Genomic DNA, 19,965 nt, shown 5'->3' with positions numbered 1-19,965 from the left:
TTATTTTCGAGACCCGGCCTGTGGCCGCGGCCGGACTTGACGCACACCCGCGCTGCTGGTTAGCGGTGGTTTCCCGGGTCCCCGACAAAGGGATCGGAGCACGGCCAGGTTCTCCACGTCCTCGTGTAGATCCTCGGATTTCGGCGTCTCCAAGCAGGCAGGATGCCGCTCGAAACGCGGGTCGTTCACAATGTGCCGGAAGCCATCCAGCCCCACATGGCCGCGTCCGATGTGTTCGTGCCGGTCCACGCGCGATCCCAACGGGGCCTTCGAGTCATTCAGGTGAAAGGCCACGATCTGGTCCAGTCCAACCGTGCGATCCACTTCGGCCATCACCCGGTCCCAGCCTGCAGGCGACCGGATGTCGTGGCCGGCCGCCAGCAGATGCGCCGTGTCCACGCAGATGGCCAGTCGCTTCGGATCCCGCACGCGGTCGTACACCCAGGCCCAGTGCCACAGCTCGGCTCCCAAACAGGTCCCCTGACCGGCGGTATTCTCGAGGGCCACTCGGACCTTCGCCGTTTTCGTGGCCTCGAAGGCCTCGTCCAGGGCGCGCACGACCTGTCGCAACCCCGCTTCTTCGCCGGCCCCCAAATGGGCACCGGGGTGGAGCACGAGGAAGGGCAATCCCAACGCCGCTGTCCGTTCCAGCTCCTGAATCAGGGAGCGGATGGATTTCTGCCGATTGGCCGAGTCCGGCGCCGCCAAGTTGATCAGGTAGCCGGCGTGGGCGAAGATCCAGGCCAGCCCCGAGGCCCTCGCCGCGGCGCGAAAGTTCGCCGCCTCTTCCTCCTTCAGGGGCCGGGCCAGCCACTGCATGTTGTTTTTCACGAACAGCTGGCAGCTGTCGGCACCGATGCGCCGGGCACGGTCCAGAGCTGTGACCAGCCCGCCGGCCGTCGAGCAATGGGCTCCCAAAAGCATGCGCGATGGTAGCGAGGGTCGGCCGGGCCTGTCGATGCGCCGGAGCCGGGTTGCGCGAAACATCAGCCTCGGGCAATTTGTGCACCGTTATGGACGTCGTTACCTTATCACGGGTGCAGTTCGCGGTTACGGCCGCGTTTCACTACCTGTATCCGCCCCTGAGCATTGGTCTGGGTGTGATGCTGGTGATTTTCGAGTCGCTCTGGCTCCGAACCAACAACCCGCTCTTCCACCAACTGGCGCGTTTCTGGACCCGCGTGTTCGCGCTGACCTTCGCCATCGGGGTGGCCACGGGCATCGTCCTGGAGTTCGAATTCGGCACCAATTGGGCCAATTATTCCCGGTTTGTGGGGGATGTGTTTGGGAGCGCGCTGGCGGCGGAAGGGATTTTCGCCTTTTTCCTGGAGTCGGGTTTCCTGGCGGTCCTGTTGTTCGGCTGGGACAAGGTCAGGCGGGGCACGCATTTCCTGGCCACGTGCATGGTCTGTCTGGGGGCCCACTTCAGCGCCATTTGGATCGTGGTGGCCAATTCGTGGATGCAAACACCGGCGGGGTATCACATCGTCGAGACGCCCCTGGGGCCGCGGGCGGAGATCACGGATTTTTGGGCGATGGTGTTCAATCCCTCTGCGATGCACCGGCTGTCGCACGTGATTTGCGGGTGCTGGCAGGCTGGCGCGTTCCTGGTGGTCAGCGTGGGAGCGTGGTATCTGCTCAAGGGGCGGCACCGCGACTTTGCCCGGCAATGTCTGAAGTATGGATTGGCTTTTGGCCTGGTCGCGTCGTTGTTGCAACTGGTCACGGGCCACATCAGCGCGGTCGGCGTGGCGAGGAATCAGCCGGCCAAACTGGCCGCGTTCGAGGGGCACTTCGAGACCAGCGCGCGCGCGCCCTTGTATCTGTTCGGGTGGGTCAACGAAAAGGAGGAGAAGGTGTACGGGCTGGCCATCCCGGGTTTGCTGAGCTGGCTGATACACGGCGATGTGAACCAACCGGTGACCGGCTTGAAGGAATTTCCCCGCGAGGACTGGCCCCCGGTGAACCGCTCGTTCCAGTTTTACCACCTGATGGTGGCGGTTGGTTTTGCCTTGATTGGGATTGCCCTGGTGGGGTGCTATCACGCTGTTCGTGGCACGCTGGAAAATCACCGGTGGCTGTTGTGGGTGTTGGTGTTCTCCGTGCTCGGACCGCAAATTGCCAATCAGGCCGGCTGGTTTGCCGCGGAAACCGGGCGTCAGCCATGGATCGTGTACGGGTTGATGCGCACGGCGGAAGGCGTGTCACCCCATCTCAAAGCCGACGTGGTGCTGGCGTCGCTACTCTTGTTCACGTTCATCTACCTGCTGCTCTTCGCCGTGTTCCTCTACCTGCTCAACGAGAAGATTCAGCATGGCCCAGATGAGGCGGACCTGATCCCGACCGGAAAGCTGGCTCTGCCATTCCGACCAGAGAAGGCCTGAGATCGGGACAGACCGTGGAGTGAGAAAGCTCGGATTCCTGCTTCCATCGCGCAAGGCCACGGAGGCGCACTCCGAATCCGGCCCCTCGTGGTCTGGAGCCCCGGACGGCCCGGCCGCCTCGGCGCGCTGGCGGGGTTCACGCGGCAACCCCCGAGCCGTTCATTCGTGTCGAAGCGCCTCGACCGGGTCCATGCGCGCGGCGCGCAGGGCCGGATAAAGGCCGAACACGACGCCCACCAGGGCCGAGATGGTAAAGGCCAGGACGGGTGACCACCAGGTAATCAATGTTTTCATGCCCGCCGTCCACGTCACCACGAAGGGAATGGCGGCTCCCAACAACACGCCGAGGAGGCCCCCGGAGGCGCTGAGCAGCACTGTCTCCACCAGAAACTGCAGCACAATGTCACGGCGCCGCGCCCCCAGGGCACGGCGAATCCCGATTTCCCGGGTGCGTTCGGTGACGCTGGCCAACATGATGTTCATGATTCCGATGCCGCCGACCAGCAGGGAGATGGCGGCAATCGACCCGAGCACGATGTTAAAGATCTGTTTGGTTCGTTCGGCCCGCTTGAGCAGTTCGAGCGGGATGATGATTTCATAATCGCGCTTGCCGTGTCCGTGCTCCAGGACACGCCGGATGGCTTCTGCCACGGGCATCACGTCTTCCTGCCGATGCACCTTGACGATCACCTCGTGCAGGGCCACGCGCTCCCTCTCAATGCTGCCGGCCCGCCGCCGGATCAGCGTTTCCCCGTAGCGGATGCGCGCGGTCTCCAGGGGGATGTAGAGCCGGGGGATGCCGGCGCGGCCGGCCTGGCCGGGGTTTGAGGGTTGCATATCCGATTCCTCCTCCGCGGCAATCGGACGCGGGCTCATGACTCCGATGACCCGGTAGTAGTGCCCGCCGACGCGCAGTTCCCGACCCAACGGTGATTCCAAGGGGAACAACAGCGGCACCAGTTCGGACCCCAGGACGCAGACACTGGCCCGTGTCTCCATGTCCCAATCGTTGAAGAAGCGCCCCTGCGCGACCTGATGATTGCGCATTTCCGGGTACCACGGCACCGTGCCCACGACTTCGCAGTCCACCCGACGGGTCCGGCTCCATGCGTATTCGCGAATGGTCCGGGCCGGTACGACGATGGTGACACCGGGAATCGTGGCGCGGATGCGCCGCAGGTCGGTGTAGGTCAGACCATACTGCAGTACGAAACTCCGCGTGGCCTGGTCCGTCAGTTTTTGATCCTCGGGCGGCTTGACGCTGCGCAGGATGATGTTCTGACTGCCGAGGTTTTTGATCTGTTCCTGCGCCTCGTAACTAGCGCCCTCCCCGATGGCCAGCATGGCGATCACCGAACAAACGCCAAAGACAATCCCCAGCACGGTCAGCAGAGACCGCAACCGATGCAGCCACAGACTGCGAATCCCCAGCCGCAGCGTCCGCCGGAACCGGCTCCAGACCGCGGGATGCGAGAAGCCGGACTGGATCGTGTCAGTGTTCACCAGGCTCAGTCCTCCGAAGAGCATGCCGGGTTCCGGGCGATCGCGTCCAACCGCAACCTCGGAGCCGCGCCAGCAGGCGCGGGGCCTCTCCCCGGGTGGGAAGCCCGGTGAACAACCACGGACGCCAGATGAACCACGGCGGGCTCATGCGGTCGGAACTGTCACCGGAGCGGTTTTACGGACGTCACTTTCCACCAACCCGTCGCGCATCCGCAGAGTGCGCTGGGCCCGATCGGCCACTCCGGGGTCGTGTGTGACCAAAATCAGGGTTTTGCCCTGGGCATGGAGCTCATCGAAAAGCTCGAGGATTTCCCGACCCGAGGCAGAATCGAGGTTGCCCGTGGGTTCATCGGCCAGGATCAACAGCGGATCGTTGACCAGGGCCCGGGCGATGGCCACGCGTTGTTGTTGCCCACCCGACAATTCGTAGGGCCGGTGGTGCAGTCGGTGGCCCAGGCCCACCCGCTCCGCCATCTGGCGGGCCCGTTCCCGGCTGCGATCCTCCGGCCAGCCCTGGTAGAAGAGGGGTACTTCGATGTTTTCGAGGACGGTGAGTTGCGGGATGAGGTTGTACGACTGGAAGACAAAGCCCAAACGCGAACCGCGGATGGCCGACAGGGCGTCATCGTCCAGGGCGGACACGTCCTGACCCCCCAGCCAGTAACGGCCCGAGGTGGGGCGATCGAGGCAACCGAGCACGTTCAGCAAGGTCGATTTGCCGCAACCGGAAGGGCCCATGATGCTGACATACTCTCCCGGCTGGATCACGAAGGAGACCCCGCGCAGGGCCTCCACCACCACCGGGCCCATTTCGTAGTGCTTGCGTACCTGCTCCAGCTGAACAATGGGCGGGGACATGGAAAGGTCAGCTTCGCCGGGGCGGGCTTGGTGGGCCGGGCAGTTGCGCCGCCCGGGCCGGTGCCGGGGAGGCTTCTCCCTCCTCCTCCGGCCGGCCCCCCGGGCTCTCCAGGGACACCGGGGGCCGCAGGAGGACCAGTTCGCCTTCGCGCAGGCCCTCGCGAATCTGGATGAACTCGTCGTTGAACTCGCCGATTTGCACCGGTCTGCGTTCCACGCGGCGGCCGCGGGCCACGTAGCAGACGTGCCCCCGTTCGGCCGGCACGACGCACTGGACCGGCACGTACACCGCGTCTTCCAACCGGTTGACCAGAATCTCCACTTTGGCACTCATGCCCGGCTTCAGCCACTCGTGAACACCGTCAATGGTCACGGTCGTTCGGTAAACCTTCATGTCCGGGTTGATCCATCGGTTCTGGGAGTCCGGCAGCACGGCCACCCGGGTGACCTCACCGGTGAGCACGAGGTCCGGAAAGGCGTCCACCGTGATGCGGGCTTTCTGACCCCTGCGGATTTTTTTGATGTGGCTTTCATGGATGCGAACGGTGACGGCCATGCGCGTCATGTCCGGAATGGTGATGATGGTCTGGCGCTCGCGGACGGTGGCCCCTTCCCGAATGGCGTCTTCATCGCGGTAGATGTAATCGTCGCGTCCACTGCCATACACGACCAGGCCGGGTTTCTGGGCGCGAATGACGCATTTGGTCAGTTGGTCCCGGAGATCCTCACGCTGTCGGCGTTGGACCTCGTATTGGGCCTGCGCCGAGCGGAGGCGCGCCTCGGCCTGGGCCAGCCGGGAAAGGGCCTGACGGCGGGTCTTGTCCAGCTCCCGAATGGCATCGAGATACTTGGAGAGGGTTTCCTCGGCGGTTCGAGCAAACTCGTATTTCAAGTACAAGGCACGAGCGGTTTCGGCGGTCTGGACCTTGAGTCGGGCGTTTTCGTAGGCAATCTCATCGCGCTGCAGATCGTTGCGGGTGACGAAGCCTTTTTCGAAGAGCCGCCGGGTGCCTTCCAGCGTCACCGTGGCCTGGCCGAGCTCCTTCTGCGCCACCTGGAGGTCGTCTTCGAGCTTGCGCAGTCGTTGTTTGGCCTCTCCATCGCCCAAGGCATCCAGACTGGCGTAGCGGGAAAAGTCCACCTCGTGCGGAGAGGGCAGACGAAGACTGGCTTCGGTGGGCAGGGGCGAGACGCCGTTGAAAGGCAGCAATCCAGCTCTCGGCACCTGACCCGAGGATGAGATTTCCACGGGCTCCGGCAACTGCGCCAGGACGGGCAGGGACTGTCCGTCTGCCCCCTCGACCGTGTCCCCCGGGCTCGAGGATCCCTGGAGGCGGGGGGCGGCACCTGCGCCGTCCCGGGTAGGCGCGTGCAGTTTCGGGGCGAGTGCAGCAGTGGACGATTCCGGGACACCGCCCGGGCTCGTGGTGGTCAGGGAGTTGGTCATGACGCTGGCCACGATGAGATCCAGGCCGAGTTGGCGCAGGATGGCCTCGGCCACCTGGTCGCCCAGCAGCTTGTCGAAGTCCATGCGGGCAAACCGCACTTTCTGCTGTGCTGCCGCGAGGTCGGTCAGGTTTTGATTGAGCTGGATCTGATAGTTCTGCTCGGCGTCGGCCAGGCTGGCGGCTGCGTTCTGGAACTGGATTTCCTGTTGCACAAGCTGCTTTTCAATTTCCGAACCATCCAGTTCCACCAGCACCTTGCCCTGGCGCACGTCCTCTTCGGTGACCAGGTAGCCTTCTTCCACGATGCGGAGGATTTTGGTGCCCTGGTAGCCAACCCGCACCTCGCATTTGATTTCCTGTGATTCGAGGGCCTCGATGCTGCCGGACTCCAGGACCGTGATCTCCAGGGGGCCGCGCCGGACGGCAAACGTGGCGCCCTGTGACTCGCCGGTCGATCCCGGCCGCATCAGCCACCAGCCCAGCAGAGCCACGGCCAGGGCGGCGATCCCCCAACGCGCCCGCGGGTGTTGGGTCCACCATTGTCGCCAATCAAGGAGCCTGGACATGTTCCACCTCCTGCCATTGACCGCGGTCCTTGATGTAAAGGATACCCAGGTTGTTCCAGAATTGCAGCCGTGCGATGGTGTGGGCCACGAGGGCCTGGGTCCGTTGGTTGCGGGAATTGACCAGGTCGTTCTGGGCGTCCACGAGGTCCTGGGCGCGCGCGCGGCCCAGCTCGGCCAACAGGTTCTGCTCTTCGACGCGGCGTTCCGCCAGGCGCACGCCAATCTCGCTGATCTCGTAATTCCGTTTGGCTTGGTCGAGGGCCCGCCAACTGTCGCGGACCTGGAGCTTGATCTCGTCCTGCCGCTGTTCCACGCGGCGTGCGGCCTGATCCAGACTGATGAGGGCGGTTCGGTAGGCGTTGCGCTCGCTGGTGCGGTCCAATCCGGGATCGATCTCGAGGCCCGCGTTGTAGCTGTAGCGACCGGTCTCGGGCAACGGCAATCCCGTGGTGTCGTCGGGATCGCTGCGCAGGGTGACGGAAGTGGTCAGATCGACGCGTGGCTTGAGCATGTTGGCGGCCAAACGAACCCTGCGTTCTGCATCTGCAAACTGATCCTGCACATTGAGATAATCCAGCCGAGCGGCCAGGGCGATCCGGATGGAGTCTTCCACACTGATGTCCGGGTGTTTGATCTGCAGAGTTTCCAGCTCCCGGTCGTCCAGCACGATGTTGGCGTCCAGCGGCAATCCCAGCAGGAGCTTGAAGTTGTCCAACGACTGCTTGTAGTTGCGGACGGCATTGATCCAGGCGCTTTCGGCGGAGAGTTCCTGTTGGGCCAGGCGCCCCAGATCGCTCTGGGTCACGCGGCCTTCCTCGGCCAGGGCACGCGTGCGTTCCGCGTTGCGCCGGGAGCTCTGGAGATTCAGATAGGCGTTGCGCACCCGGTCCCGATCTCCGAGCACGTTGTAGTATGCGGAGGCGACCTGAACGCTGAAATCGCGCCGGTACTGCACAAAGTCCCGCAGGTCATAGAGCATCTGCCGTTCCGCCTGGGTCAGTGCCTCCATTTGCTGCTGGTAACCGGCATCGCGCACCAGGGGACGTACGAAGGTGGCGGTCAGTTGGGACGACGGACGCTGGCCACCGGTGAGGAACCGGAGGAAGGAGGTGGTCAACGAGGCACTCAGGCGGCCCACGTCCTGGATCAGCCAGGAGGCTTGCACGGCACCGGACCCGCTGACGCTCCGCTGCTCCACCAGGGCATCACTGAGGACCGGGCGCAGCTCGCCCGTGGTCTGATCCAGTTCGTAGCGGACTGCGCGTTCGGTCTGGCCGCCGAAGGTGCCCTGCCCTCGCGCCGCGAACAGCGGTCGAAAATTGTGCCGGGTCAGCGTCAGGGCCAGGGCCGACAAATAAAGTTGTTCTTTGCGGGCTTGATAGGCGCGGCTGTGGGTCACGGCCAGCGCAAGGGCGTCCTCGAGTCGCACGATTCGGGCGCCGCGTTCGCTTTCTCCATCCGGTCCGAGAAACTCCTCCACCTTTTCATTGACGGGCAGCGAGTCCCACCGGATCAGATTCGTCCGTTCCAGCGTGAAATTGGGATCCATGTTGGGCACCAGCGGGCTTTTCTCCCGGATGACGTCGTACGCAGCCCGGTCGGCCGCGTCGCGGTAGTGGGCCGTGGTGCAACCGGTCTCCAAGAGCGCCCCTGCCAGGGCCGCGATGGCAATGGAACCCCTCCATTGGAACCAACGTCGAGAACGTGAGGCCGGGTCCGATTTGCAGCCAGTATCCGCACGCGACATAGCGCCCCTCGTTTGGACCTTACGGATTCCCAGACTGTTCAAGAGTCGGACAAAACCTGGCTTCGGGAACACCACCCTGCGGCCCTCCCCACGGCGCGCCGGGCCCCTTACCCCTTATGCGATAATCCAATCGAGGAGCCAAGTCACCTCCGAAACGTGTGGCCGACGCAATGCGGCCGATGGGCCCCGGCCGTGGGGCCCGGAAAGTTCCCGGGGCGGGCCGTGCCGGGATCCGAGCCTGTGCCGGCTTCCGGAGCATCGCACAGGAGTCCGGGCTGATCAGCCCCCGGGGGCCGACGTCCGTGCAAGAAACTCCTCAAGCCGCAAGCACTGCCCAAGTGCACCGGCTCTCCTCGAGGTCATCGGGCGGCCCTTTGGGCCGCCTCAACCCGTGGCTCCGGTCGCGACACCAGCAGCCGGGACGAGGTCGGCGCCATTTTGTGGCCCCGGGCAACGCAGGGCCGAGTCGGCGGCAGTTCCGGCAGGGCCGGTGACCCCGCCCGAGCGCGTCTGCCCCGGGCGCACGCGCCGGGATCGGACGCGGTGGGCGTCGGGAGCCCGCTCAGCCTCCTCGGGCGGGCGCGTTCAGAGACTTTCTCCAAAGAGATTGGCCAGTCGGGCGGCCAGTTTCCGCCGCGCCACGGCGAACGAGAAGTATTTCAGCCCGAGCTCGTAGTTGATCCGGGCCCATTCCTGCCGCAGCGTCGCGTTGTGCAGGATCTCGCGCACCTGTTCGACGATGTCGCGGGTGACAAGGTTCGACATCGAGATGGTGCGGAAGCCGAGCGGGGCCAGGTCGCGGGCGTAAACGGCGTACGTGTTGACCACGACGGGCTTGCCGAAATAGATCGCCTCGAGAAACGCGTTGCCAAAGCCCTCGTAGTAGCTGGGGTAAGTGACCAGGTCGGCGTGGAGATAGACATCGAACAGTGTGTACACCTTTTGCCCGGCCGCGTTTCGGCCCCGATGCTCCGCCACCCGGTCCGCGATGAACCGCACGTCAATCCCGGCGTCGGCGATGCGGTCGTGCAACATCGCCACATAGGCATTGCCCTCGTCCCCGGCCGGGTGGGAGATGACCAGTTTCGCCCGCGGATCTTTCAGGCGCCGGACCAGCTCGATGGCGTGTTCGATGCCCTTGCGGGGCACCACGCGCGTCGGTTGCAGGATCAACCAATCTTCCTCCGTCAGTCCGATCTCCTGCCGCAAATCCCGGTTGTACTCGTCCAGGCCCGGCGGCGGGGTCTCAAAATCGAGGACGTTGGGGATGATGGCGGAGGGCAGGCTGCAACGCCGGGCCAGCTCTTTCTGGGCCATGGAGTTGATGACGACGTGCTCGATGCGGTGCAGCGAAGGCGGAAATGCCGCGTGCAGGTAATCGTTCACCGCCGACAGCACATAGCGTTCTCGTTCCCAGGTGAAATCATGGTGATGGGCGATGGCCGGCAAGCCGGTTTCCGCCAGCACCTCGGTCATGGCCAGGCCCAGCGGCACGTGCATGGGCAGGGAAAGGATGTTCTCCGGGATGACCACCTCGATCTGGAACCGGTCCAGGAACCGGTAGATTTCGTCCTTGAGGCGTTCCTTGAGGTGCTGGATTCGGTTCGTGAGCTGTCGGGATCGAGTGGTCACGCCGAACAGTTGCGCCTGCAGTTCGGCAACCTCGGGATGGCCGAAGAAGGCCAGGGGCACGGCGTGGCTGATTTCGGCGGGCGCATCCAGTTCCCCCGCCATCCAGAAGCATTGGTGCTCCATGCTCTGGAGGATCTGCGCCCACTTCCGCGCTTCCAGGGTGACGCCATCGGTGCCGCGAAAGCGCGTGGAGATGAATCCGATTCGTTTCGGAGTCGCGGTGGTGAGGATGCAGGTGGTCATCGGTTTCGCGCCGTGCACGGGGGCGCCGGTCGGGGCGTCGATCTTCACCGGAGTTTTTTGACCAGAATCTTGGAGCGTCGCCCGCTCTGTTCGTACTTTTCGCGCCGGGTCGGGGGCAGGTCCTCCGGGGTGCCCTCGCTGAAGCCGGCCTTGCTTTGGAAGTAGGTAAACGTCTGGGTGGAAAGGGCGAACAGCTCCCGCAGACCCAGCTCGCGGGCGCGGTTTTCGATGAACTGGATCAATTTGCGGCCGATGCCCTGGTTCTCATGGCTGGGTTTGACATACAGACAGGCCAGTTCGCCCTTGCCTTCTTCCGGGTACACGTGCAGGGCCACGCAGGCCACCGGGTTTCGGTCGATCTCGAACAGGAAGTAGTCGCCGATCTGTTTCTCGATGGCGGCCCGGCTGCGGCGCAGCAGTTCCTCGGTGGCCATTGCCTGCTGGATGAGGGCATAAATGGTCCGGGCATCCTTCTTCTGCGCGCGGCGGATCTGCTGGTACTCGTCGGCGTACACCAGGGTGCCGATGCCCTCGTTGGAAAACACTTCGGCCAACAGCCCTTCGCTGATGCGGCCGTTGATGATGTGGACGCGCTGGACGCCGGCGCGGCAGGCGGCAGCGGCGTGACGGGCCTTCGAAAGGAGCTCGGGGGGAAATCCGCCCGGGGCCTGTGCCAGCAATTGTTCCAGTTCCGCCACCATGGCCTGCCGGATGGGTTTGCCCTGGTGCTCGAGGGCATCCCGCGTGGTGACGAAGATGAGTTTGACCGCCTTCAGACCGGTCGCCACCGCCAGGGCCACGCTGTCGGAATTGACCCGATAGGTGTGGCCTTCGCCGTCGAAGCCCAGCGGGGGAATCACCGGGATGATGTCGTGATCCAGCAAGGTTTGCAGCAACGCCGTGTCCACGCGCTCCACCTTGCCCGTGAACAACTGGTCCACGCCGTGGAGGATGCCGGCCGGAAAGGCCACGATGGCGTTGGGACAGGCGCCCCGGAGATCGGTGGCGGCCAGGCCCTCGAGAATCTCGTGCGTGAGCCGGTTGGCCGCGGTCAAGGCCAATCGCAATGTGGCCGCATCCGTGATTCCGTCCCCGTCCAGGTCCGAGGCCCGGACCTGCTGTTCCCGGGCCAGGGCCTCGATCTGCGCCGAGGCGCCGTGCACCAGCACCACGTGAATGTTCAGGGAGCGCAGGACGGCGATGTCCAAGAGCAGGTTGGAAAAGTTGTCGTCCGTCACCACCGCCCCGTCCAGCGCAATGACAAAGGTGCGTTCGCGGAACTGGGGGACGTACTGCAGAATCCCACGAAGATCGGTCGGTTTCACAACCCTCCTCCACGCTGCAGGCAGCCACGGCGGGTTACCGCCCCACGGTTCCCCTCGGGAGCCCGGTCCCGTCCGGTGCTTTGCCACTCCGGCGCATCGGGTCCTACCATGCCTCGTCCGGCGGAAAACAATTCCGGTAACGCACGCTGTTGCGGGGCACGGCCATCATGGGGGCGACTGCATCCCGCCAGGCCGCATAATGCGGGGTGGCCTTGTGCGCGGCGGGGGCCTCGGCGGATCGATAGACCTCCACCAACACAAACCGGGTGGGATCGTCCTCCTGCTGCAACACGTCGAACCTGGCGACGCCGGGTTCCTTGAGGCTTTCGCGCGCATTGGCCAGCGTGGCATCCAGGAAGGCCTGCATGCATTCCGGTTTCACCTGCACATGCACATGAACCACCAACATATGGGCGTCGTTGTCTCGTTTGCGTTCGGACCTTAACGCAAGGACCCGGCGCATAGCAACCATCCCATGGCCCGCCCCGCCCCAGCCGAGCGGCGCGCCACCGGCAGCGCCCAAAGGGTCACCGGGTCCGCCTGAGCCGGTGTCCGCGCGGCGGCATCCACCGAGCCCGGCGTGCTGCCATTTCCCACTTGGGCTCGCCCGGTCCACGGGGGTAGTTTGGGACCGTGCCCGAGAACGATTTGTTCCATCCATCCCGGCAGGGGCCGGACGCCCGAATTGAACGGCCCCCGTCCCGGCAGGAGCCGCTGGCTGCGCGCATGCGCCCGCGCACCCTTGAGGAATTCGTGGGACAAACCCACATCCTCGGCCCTGGCCAACTGCTCCGCCGGGCGATCGAAGCCGACCGGATTCAATCCCTGATCCTGTATGGGCCCCCGGGCACGGGCAAAACGTCGTTGGCGCAGATCATTGCCCGACGGACCCGATCGCATTTCGAGCGGTTGAGTGGCGTGGAGGCGACCGTAAGCGATTTGCGGCGGGTTCTGACCGGGGCGGCGCATCGGCTCGCCAACACCGGTCAACCCACCATCTTGTTCCTCGATGAGATCCATCGGTTCAATCGCGCGCAGCAGGACGTGCTGCTGCCCGAGGTGGAGAGCGGGGTGATCCGTCTGATCGGCGCCACCACCGAGAACCCGTTCTTCTTCGTCAATGCGCCGCTGGTGTCCCGCTCGCAAATCTTCGAGTTGCAACCTTTGTCGGAAGAGGAACTTCTTGTCCTGCTGCGCCGGGCCCTGAGCGATGCCGAACGCGGGCTGGGGTATCTTCGGTTGGAGGTGAGCGAGGAAGCCCTCCGTCACCTGGCGCGCGTGGCCGATGGCGATGCCCGCAAGGCCCTCAACGCCCTGGAAATCGCCGCCCTCACCACCCCTCCGGGATCCGACGGCGTGATTCGGGTGGGCCGTGTCGAGGCCGAACAAAGCATCCAAAAGAAAGCCGTGGTCTATGATGCCACGGGCGACGCCCATTACGATACGATCTCGGCGTTCATCAAATCCCTGCGCGGCAGTGACCCGGATGCAGCCCTGTACTGGCTGGCCAAGATGATTCATGCCGGCGAAGACCCGCGTTTTATCGCCCGGAGGCTGGTCATCTGTGCTGCAGAAGATGTGGGGTTGGCGGATCCCATGGCGCTGGTCCTGGCGGTGGCGGCCCAACAGGCGGCGGAGTTCGTCGGCTGGCCGGAGGCGCGGATTCCCCTGGCTGAAGCCACCGTGTACATCGCCACGGCGTACAAGAGCAACAGTGCGTATCGCGCCATCGAAGCCGCGCTGGCCGACGTCCGGCAAAACCGAACGCAGCCCGTTCCCCGGGCGCTGCGGGATGCCCACTATGCCGGAGCGGAGCGCCTGGGTCACGGCGCCGGCTACCAATATGCCCATGATTTCCCGGGACACTTCGTGGCCCAGGACTATCTGGGTGTGGACAAGGTCTTCTACGAGCCGGGCGACCAGGGTGCGGAGAAAAAGATCCGGGAACGGGTCGAGTTCTGGCGTGCCCAGTTTGCCCGCGCGCGCTCCGGCGCCGGGGGCAAGGCCTCCTCGAATGCAGAGGGCGAACCGGATCGCTGAGGTTGTGCCACCGGATTCTTCCCACTCTCTCCAGCAGGCCAAGGCCGCTCTGCGACAGCAGGTGCGCCGGGCGCTTGCCGCCATGGACGCCCACACGCGTGAAGCGCAGGGCCGGGCCGTCTGCGACCGCATTCGCCATAGCCGGGAGTGGACCCAGGCGAGGTGTGTGGGCCTCTTTGCCCCGCTCCCGGACGAACCCGATCTGCGGCCGCTTTGGCAGGAAGCGCTGGTCGGGGGCAAAACGCTGGTCCTGCCCCGGTGGGACTCGAACACCGGCACCTACGTAGCCGCCAGGATTCAGGACCCGGCCGCTGACCTGGTGGCCGGCCGTTACGGCGTGTTGGAACCCCGGCCCGAGCTGCCGATCGTGGCCTGGGAATCTCTGGACTGGCTGGCCGTGCCGGGGGTGGCGTTCGATCGCCGGGGCGGGCGCCTGGGCCGCGGCGCCGGCCATTATGATCGCATCCTCGCTGCGACGCCGGCGTTCCGTTGCGGCGTGGCTTTCGCGTGTCAGTTGGTCGAGGCCGTGCCGGTGGCGGAACACGACCTTCGCGTCGATGCCGTGGTTACCCCTTCGGAGTGGATCCGCTGCTTTGCCGCGACAGCGCCGCGGCGATGACTTGTTCGAGTCCAGTGCGAAAGGACCCGGCTTCCATCCTCAACCCCGGTCAGGTTCGCAATTGCCCCTGCCCAAAGCCGATCCACTTGTAGCTGGTGAGTTCCTCCAGGCCCATGGGCCCGCGGGCGCCCACCTTGTCGGTACTGATCCCGATTTCGGCGCCCATGCCGAACTCGCCTCCGTCGGTAAAACGCGTGGAGGCGTTCCAGTACACCGCGGCCGAATCCACGCCGGCGAGGAATTGGCGGGCCGTGGCTTCGTTGGAGGTAACGATTGCGTCGCTGTGGGCACTGCCGTAGTGGTTGATGTGCTCGACGGCGGCCTGGACGCCGTCCACCACGCGCACGTTCAGGATGAGATCGTTGTATTCGGTGTACCAATCCTGCTCACTGGCGGGTCGCAGTTCCATGGCCAGCTCCCGCTGCAGAGGTTGCAGGGCTTGCAGGGCTTCCGGGTCGGCGCGCAACTGGACCTTGCGCTGGGCCAGGGCACGCCCGATACGCGGCAAAAAGCTCGGGGCGATTCTGCGGTCCACCAACAGGGTCTCCATGGCGTTGCAGACGGCCGGTCGCTGGCACTTGGCGTTGAGCACGATCTGCTCGGCCATGTCCGGGTCCGCCTCTCCATCCACGTAGACGTGGCAGACGCCTTTGTAATGCTTGATGACCGGCACCTTGCTGCAATCGGCCACCGCCCGGATGAGCCCCTCGCCCCCGCGCGGAATGCAAAGATCCACGTAGGAGGTCAGCGACAACAGAATGGGAATCGCCTCGCGGTCCGGGGTGGGTACGACCTGAATGGCATGAGCGGGGAAGCGGGGTCCGAGGGCGGCTTGGCCGGCCGAGACCATGAGGCGGGCGATGCATTCGTTGGACCGTTGCGCCTCGCGCCCGCCGCGGAGGATCGTGGCGTTCCCGGACTTGAAGCAGAGGCCGGCCGCATCCGCGGTGACGTTGGGCCGCGCCTCGTAAATGATGACGATGACGCCGATGGGCACGCTGACCTTCTGCAGCCGCAAGCCGTTGGGCCGGACCCGCTCCTCCAGGACACGTCCCACCGGATCGGGCAGCGCCGCCACTTCGCGCAGCCCTCGTGCCATGGCGCGGATGCGGGCCGAATCGAGCCGGAGTCGGTCCAGCATGGCCGGGCGCAACCCCTGCGCCGTGGCCAGGGCCATGTCCTCGGCATTGGCCTCCAGCAGGTCCGCCTCCCCCGCCTCAAGCGCCTCGGCCATCGCCAGCAAACAGGCGTTTTTCTCCGCCGTGCTCAACAACCCCAGCGCGCGGGATGCGGCTTTGGCCTGCCGGGCCAGCTCCGTCAGTTGCTCTGTCAGCGTCATGGCCATCACCTTAGCCTGTCCGCTCCCACAGCGAAAGTCAGCTCGAGGTTGCCACTCCCCTTGCCCCACCCGCCCCGGTGGTGCGAAACCACTCCACAAACCGTTGGATACCCTCCTCGATGGGCACCCGGGGCTGATACCCCAGTCGTTCTCGGGCCTTGGTCAGATCCGCGTAGGTGATCGGCACATCTCCCGGCTGCGGCGGCAACGTTCGGCGGACTGCTTTTCGGCCCAGCGCATGTTCCAGCAACCGAATCAAATCGTCCAACCGCACCGGACGCGAATCTCCGAGATTGAAGATTTCGAAACCGAAGGACTGGCGCATGCAGGCCTCGATGCCATCGAGGATGTCGGTGATGTAGGTGTAATCGCGTGCCGAGGAGCCGTCTCCGTACACCGGCAGGGGCTGTCCGGCCTGGATCAGCCGGGCAAACTTGTGAATGGCCAGGTCCGGTCGCTGCCGCGGACCGTACACGGTGAAGAACCGCAGCATGACAATGTCCAGGCCATACAGGTGGTGGTACACATGGCCGAGAGCCTCACACGCCACCTTGCTGGCCGCGTACGGCGAGATCGGCGCGCTGACGGGATCCTGCTCTGCAAACGGCACTTTCGCATTGCACCCATACACCGAAGAGGAGGAGGCCAGGATGAACTTTCTCACCCCGCTCCGCCGGGCCGCTTCCAGTACCCGGACCGTGCCCTCCACGTTCACCCGCTGGTACAGTGCCGGGTCTTCGAGGCTCGGCCGCACCCCGGCTCGCGCCGCCAGATGAATGACCTGGTCGAAACCCGCCTCACGGCACAGGCTCCCCAGGGGTTCCGGCTCCGTGATGTCGCCCTGGACGAAGGTGAAAGCACCCCCGGCACGGGCAATTTCTCGCAAGTTGCGGCGTTTCAGTTCCGGGTCGTAAAAGGGATCCAGGTTGTCGAAGGCCCACACCGCATGACCGGCCGCCAGGAGCCGCTCACACAAGTGCGACCCGATGAACCCGGCCCCACCGGTTACCAGAATTCTCATAATGCGCGCACGCCCTCGCCGCCCCACCGGTCACAAGGGCGTCAACCGCCCCGGCTGCGTGCGCCCGAACGGTCCCCCCGCCCGGGTCGAAAAACGTCTCATGGCCGCAACACGATTTTGCCGTGCAACGTGCGCGTGCCGAGCACGGTGCTCTCCTCCTGCCACCGATGCGCCTGCGCCGCCTCCGACAGCGGCAACACGTGCGCAATCCGCATCCGCAGGCGCCCCTGGCCCATCCACTCATTGATCTTCGCCGCACATTGTGCCACCTCGGCGGCCGACGCGTTGAACATGGCAAAGCCGTACAACGTGGCATTCTTGACATAGAACGGCCCCACGGGAAACGGCGGCCGCGCCTCGCGTCCCGCCAACACCACCATGCGTCCGCGCAGGGCCAACAGGCTCACCGCGAGATCGAAATTGGGATTCCGACCGGTCTCGATCCAAACGTTCACCCCCTCGGGCGCAAATGCCCGGATGGCTTCCGGGAGATTGTCCGCGCGATAGGAAAGCGCCAGGGCAGCCCCCAGCTCGCGACAGGCCGCCACCTTTTCCTCCGTACCCGCGGTGGCGACGACACGGGCTCCGGCCAGCCGGGCCATCTGCACAGCAGCCGATCCCACCCCGCCTCCGGCCCCGTGAATCACGACCACCTCCCCCGGTTGCACACGCGCAAACTGAAACAACGCCAGATGCGCCGTCACCCCCACCAGGGACATCGCCACCATTTCTTCGTCGCTGACGCCCGGCGGGACCGGATGCAACCATTCCTCGTCCACTGCGGCCAGCTCGGCAAAGGTGCCCGGCCGACCCGCGAAGCCCTGGCCGGTTGCCCAGACCCGATCTCCCGGTTTGAACGAGCGGACCTCCGGGCCCACGGCGATCACTTCGCCCACCAGGTCGCGCCCCAGAATGTAAGGGAACTCCAGCGCGGCCGGAACCATCCCCGCCCGCACGTACACGTCAATGGGATTGACGTCCACGGCACGGACGCGGATGAGGCATTGCCGCGGCCCGGCCACCGGGTCGGGTAACACACCGTATTCGATGACCTCCGGAGGGCCGGTGCGTCGGATGAACGCTGCGCGCATGCGCCCAGCCAAACCGGAGCCGTCCCACCTGTCAAGCCGCCGGGCACCTCACCGGATGCGCACAAAGCGTTTGCCCGGCAACTGCCGGACCAGCCGTTTCATTTCGAGCCCGAGCAGGGCCACGGAAACCGTGGACGCAGGCAATCCGCTGTCGCGGATGATTTCGTCGACGAAACGTTCTTCGGAGCCCACCGCCGCCAGGACTTTCTGCTCGGCCTCCGACAGCTCGAGAGCGCGGGCGGCCATGGCATCGGTTTCCGGGCCCGGTCGGTTCGAAGGGGGAAACAGGTATTCGAACTCGCTGAGGATGTCCTCGACACTTTCACACAGCTTGGCGCCCTTCTTGATCAAATCGTGACACCCCTTGCTCTGCGGGGAGTCGATGCGCCCCGGCACGGCAAACACCTGTCGGCCATAGTCGGTGGCGAAACCGGCCGTGATCAGCGCGCCGCTGTTCAGCCCGGCTTCCACCACCACGGTGCCCAGGGTCATCCCGGCCACGATCCGGTTCCGAATGGGGAAGCTCTGCCGATCCGGCGGTCGGTCGAAGGGAAACTGCGTGATCACCGCGCCCTGGGAGGCGATGCGCTGGAAGAGTTCCGCGTTTTCCGGCGGGGTCACGCGGTTGATTCCGGTGCCCAACACCGCCACGGTGCGGCCCTTCGCACTCAGGGCGCCCTGGTGGGCCGCCGTATCGATGCCCCGTGCGCCGCCGCTCACCACTGTAACTCCCACGTAGGCCAGTTGGTAGGCCAGCTTGCGTGCCACCTCCAACCCGTAATGCGTGGTCAGCCGCGAGCCCACCAGCGCCACCGCGTTCTTGTCGCGCGGCAGCAACTGCCCTTTCACGTAGAGTACGAGCGGCGGGTCGTAAATCTGCCGTAACAGTTCCGGATACTCCGGGTCCGACTGGATCAAAACGCGACAGCCGAATTCGCGAATCCGCCGCAACTCGCCGCTCAGATCCACGGTTTGCTCCCAGCGCACGATGGCCTCGGCCGTCTCCTCGCCGATGCCCTCCACCCGCAACAACTCGTCCCTGGAGGCCTGCAGAACGCGAACCGCCGAGCCGAAATGCTCCAACAACTGCCGGGCCCGCACCGGCCCAATGTGATCGATCATGTTCAGGGCAATGAAGGCCTCGCGCTCGTCCATGCCGCCGCACGCAATAACGCAGGCAAGCGTCCGCGGGCAAGCCTCCAACGCATCAGCCCTGACGAACTGCTCCTTCCTGCGGCACGATCAGGTCCACCCGAACGGTGTCCGGCTGTTGGGGGTCATGGGGACGATCGGTGAACGAGGCCAGCACCATGGGGCGCGTGCCGATATTCTGAATGGCATGGGCCACCCCGGGCGGGAAGACCAACCGCCGCGCCTCCCCTTCGGCCACCATCAGCTCCTGCACCGCCCCCCCGCTGACCCACCGCACGCGGGCCGGGCCCACCACCAACAAAATTTCGGTGGTCTCCCGATGATAATGGTTGCCGCGCACGTGCCCCGGTTCGGTCCACACCACATGCACGTTGCGCAGCCCCGCCAGATGCCGTTCATCCACCGGCTCCACCACCCACCCCCGTACATCCCGGACCAGACGAAGAGGCTCGATCGAAACTTGCGCTTCCATGACTTCGTTTACCCTAGCACCCCGGCCGTGCGGCGCCAGAGAAGAAACCGCGTGCTCTGCTCCCCAGCCCTCTCCCCGACCTGCAGACCGGCACCCGGCTGGCCCCGGGCGACCTGGCTCTCGGACCGCTCTGCGCCCCGGAAGCCTCTTCGGCTGCTCCTTTTTCCTGTCCCTGTCGCAAGGGCGGCGCGCCAGAACAAGCCGGCCTCCGAGTTGAAAACAGCGCGACTCCGGATCAGTCCTCGCGATTCTCGTGGGCTCGATGCGCCCCCGTGTGTCGGCTTCCGCGGCCACCGGACTTGTGCGGCGCCCCGTTGGCGAAACGGTTGCCGCACGACGATCAGAGCCTGGGTTCCATTGGCCAACCCGGCCTGATCCTTTGTGTGCGCCCATCAAAAAGCCCGGGCGGCAGCAGTTCATATTCTCGGGGTTCCTGCTCATCGACTTCCGCACCGAAACGCCGACCGCGCGCCCGCCGTGCGCACCCTCACTTGCCCGCAGCGGCTCGACAAGGTGCATCGGCTG

The 19,965-nt window shown here is 65.2% G+C and carries 16 protein-coding genes; 3 read left to right on the top strand and 13 right to left on the bottom strand.

Translation table 11 applies throughout. The features are described 5' to 3' along the window. Positions 1-924: a deoxyribonuclease IV gene (locus tag ACPDIT_RS09160; protein WP_423442900.1), complete on the bottom strand. Its 924-nt coding sequence runs from the start codon at positions 922-924 to the stop codon at positions 1-3. Positions 925-1,013: 89 nt separating this feature from the next. Here ACPDIT_RS09160 and ACPDIT_RS09155 point away from each other — a divergent pair, with 89 nt between their 5' ends. Next, positions 1,014-2,384 (top strand): cytochrome ubiquinol oxidase subunit I, encoded by a 1,371-nt coding sequence (locus tag ACPDIT_RS09155; RefSeq protein ID WP_423442899.1) that lies wholly within the window; start codon positions 1,014-1,016, stop codon positions 2,382-2,384. Positions 2,385-2,543: 159 nt separating this feature from the next. On the opposite strand, the gene ACPDIT_RS09150 is transcribed toward ACPDIT_RS09155, so the two are convergent. From ACPDIT_RS09150 to ACPDIT_RS09120, 7 genes are all read right to left on the bottom strand, one after another. Beyond that, positions 2,544-3,887, bottom strand: coding sequence for an ABC transporter permease (locus ACPDIT_RS09150; RefSeq protein ID WP_423442898.1), 1,344 nt, complete (start codon positions 3,885-3,887; stop codon positions 2,544-2,546). 144 nt (positions 3,888-4,031) lie between these two features. After that, positions 4,032-4,745 (bottom strand): ABC transporter ATP-binding protein, encoded by a 714-nt coding sequence (locus tag ACPDIT_RS09145; protein ID WP_423442897.1) that lies wholly within the window; start codon positions 4,743-4,745, stop codon positions 4,032-4,034. A gap of 7 nt (positions 4,746-4,752) precedes the next feature. Then, positions 4,753-6,759 carry an efflux RND transporter periplasmic adaptor subunit gene (locus ACPDIT_RS09140; protein ID WP_423442896.1) on the bottom strand — a complete coding sequence of 669 codons (2,007 nt, stop codon included), beginning with the start codon at positions 6,757-6,759 and terminating at the stop codon, positions 4,753-4,755. Next, positions 6,743-8,401, bottom strand: coding sequence for a TolC family protein (locus ACPDIT_RS09135; RefSeq protein WP_423442895.1), 1,659 nt, complete (start codon positions 8,399-8,401; stop codon positions 6,743-6,745). Before ACPDIT_RS09135 ends, ACPDIT_RS09140 begins: the two co-directional genes overlap by 17 nt. Before the next feature lie 690 nt (positions 8,402-9,091). Beyond that, complete coding sequence (locus ACPDIT_RS09130) at positions 9,092-10,381, bottom strand: glycosyltransferase (RefSeq protein ID WP_423442894.1); 1,290 nt, start codon at positions 10,379-10,381, stop codon at positions 9,092-9,094. 44 nt (positions 10,382-10,425) lie between these two features. Next, the gene (argA, locus tag ACPDIT_RS09125; RefSeq protein WP_423442893.1) at positions 10,426-11,706 is read right to left on the bottom strand and encodes an amino-acid N-acetyltransferase; all 1,281 of its coding nucleotides are present in this window, start codon (positions 11,704-11,706) and stop codon (positions 10,426-10,428) included. 103 nt (positions 11,707-11,809) lie between these two features. Further along, a complete protein-coding gene (locus tag ACPDIT_RS09120; RefSeq protein ID WP_423442892.1) occupies positions 11,810-12,115 on the bottom strand; it encodes a putative quinol monooxygenase in 306 nt (101 codons plus the stop codon). A 317-nt stretch (positions 12,116-12,432) separates the two neighbouring features. Between ACPDIT_RS09120 and ACPDIT_RS09115 the strand changes: the two genes are divergently transcribed. Together ACPDIT_RS09115 and ACPDIT_RS09110 are read left to right on the top strand one after the other, a co-directional pair. Next, on the top strand, positions 12,433-13,746 hold the full coding sequence (locus tag ACPDIT_RS09115) for a replication-associated recombination protein A (protein WP_423442891.1): 1,314 nt from the start codon (positions 12,433-12,435) through the stop codon (positions 13,744-13,746). Positions 13,747-13,750: 4 nt separating this feature from the next. Then, entirely contained in the window at positions 13,751-14,365 is a 615-nt protein-coding gene (locus ACPDIT_RS09110) for a 5-formyltetrahydrofolate cyclo-ligase (RefSeq protein WP_423442890.1), read from the top strand. Positions 14,366-14,414: 49 nt separating this feature from the next. Here the strand turns inward: ACPDIT_RS09110 and ACPDIT_RS09105 are convergent, their stop codons facing one another. The 5 genes from ACPDIT_RS09105 to ACPDIT_RS09085 form a co-directional block, all read right to left on the bottom strand. Continuing rightward, positions 14,415-15,704, bottom strand: coding sequence for a glutamate-5-semialdehyde dehydrogenase (locus ACPDIT_RS09105; RefSeq protein ID WP_423442889.1), 1,290 nt, complete (start codon positions 15,702-15,704; stop codon positions 14,415-14,417). Between the two features lie 37 nt (positions 15,705-15,741). Then, positions 15,742-16,725, bottom strand: a complete 984-nt coding sequence (locus ACPDIT_RS09100) for a GDP-mannose 4,6-dehydratase (RefSeq protein ID WP_423442888.1) — start codon at positions 16,723-16,725, stop codon at positions 15,742-15,744. Between the two features lie 98 nt (positions 16,726-16,823). Next, positions 16,824-17,816, bottom strand: coding sequence for an NADPH:quinone reductase (locus ACPDIT_RS09095; protein ID WP_423442887.1), 993 nt, complete (start codon positions 17,814-17,816; stop codon positions 16,824-16,826). A gap of 48 nt (positions 17,817-17,864) precedes the next feature. Then, entirely contained in the window at positions 17,865-18,971 is a 1,107-nt protein-coding gene (dprA, locus tag ACPDIT_RS09090) for a DNA-processing protein DprA (RefSeq protein ID WP_423442886.1), read from the bottom strand. Positions 18,972-19,023: 52 nt separating this feature from the next. Then, positions 19,024-19,440: a cupin domain-containing protein gene (locus ACPDIT_RS09085; protein WP_423442885.1), complete on the bottom strand. Its 417-nt coding sequence runs from the start codon at positions 19,438-19,440 to the stop codon at positions 19,024-19,026. Positions 19,441-19,965 lie beyond the last annotated feature (525 nt).

This window comes from Limisphaera sp. VF-2 (assembly GCF_049537125.1).
GTDB lineage: Bacteria > Verrucomicrobiota > Verrucomicrobiia > Limisphaerales > Limisphaeraceae > Limisphaera.
This window is presented reverse-complemented; position numbering and strand designations above follow the sequence as displayed.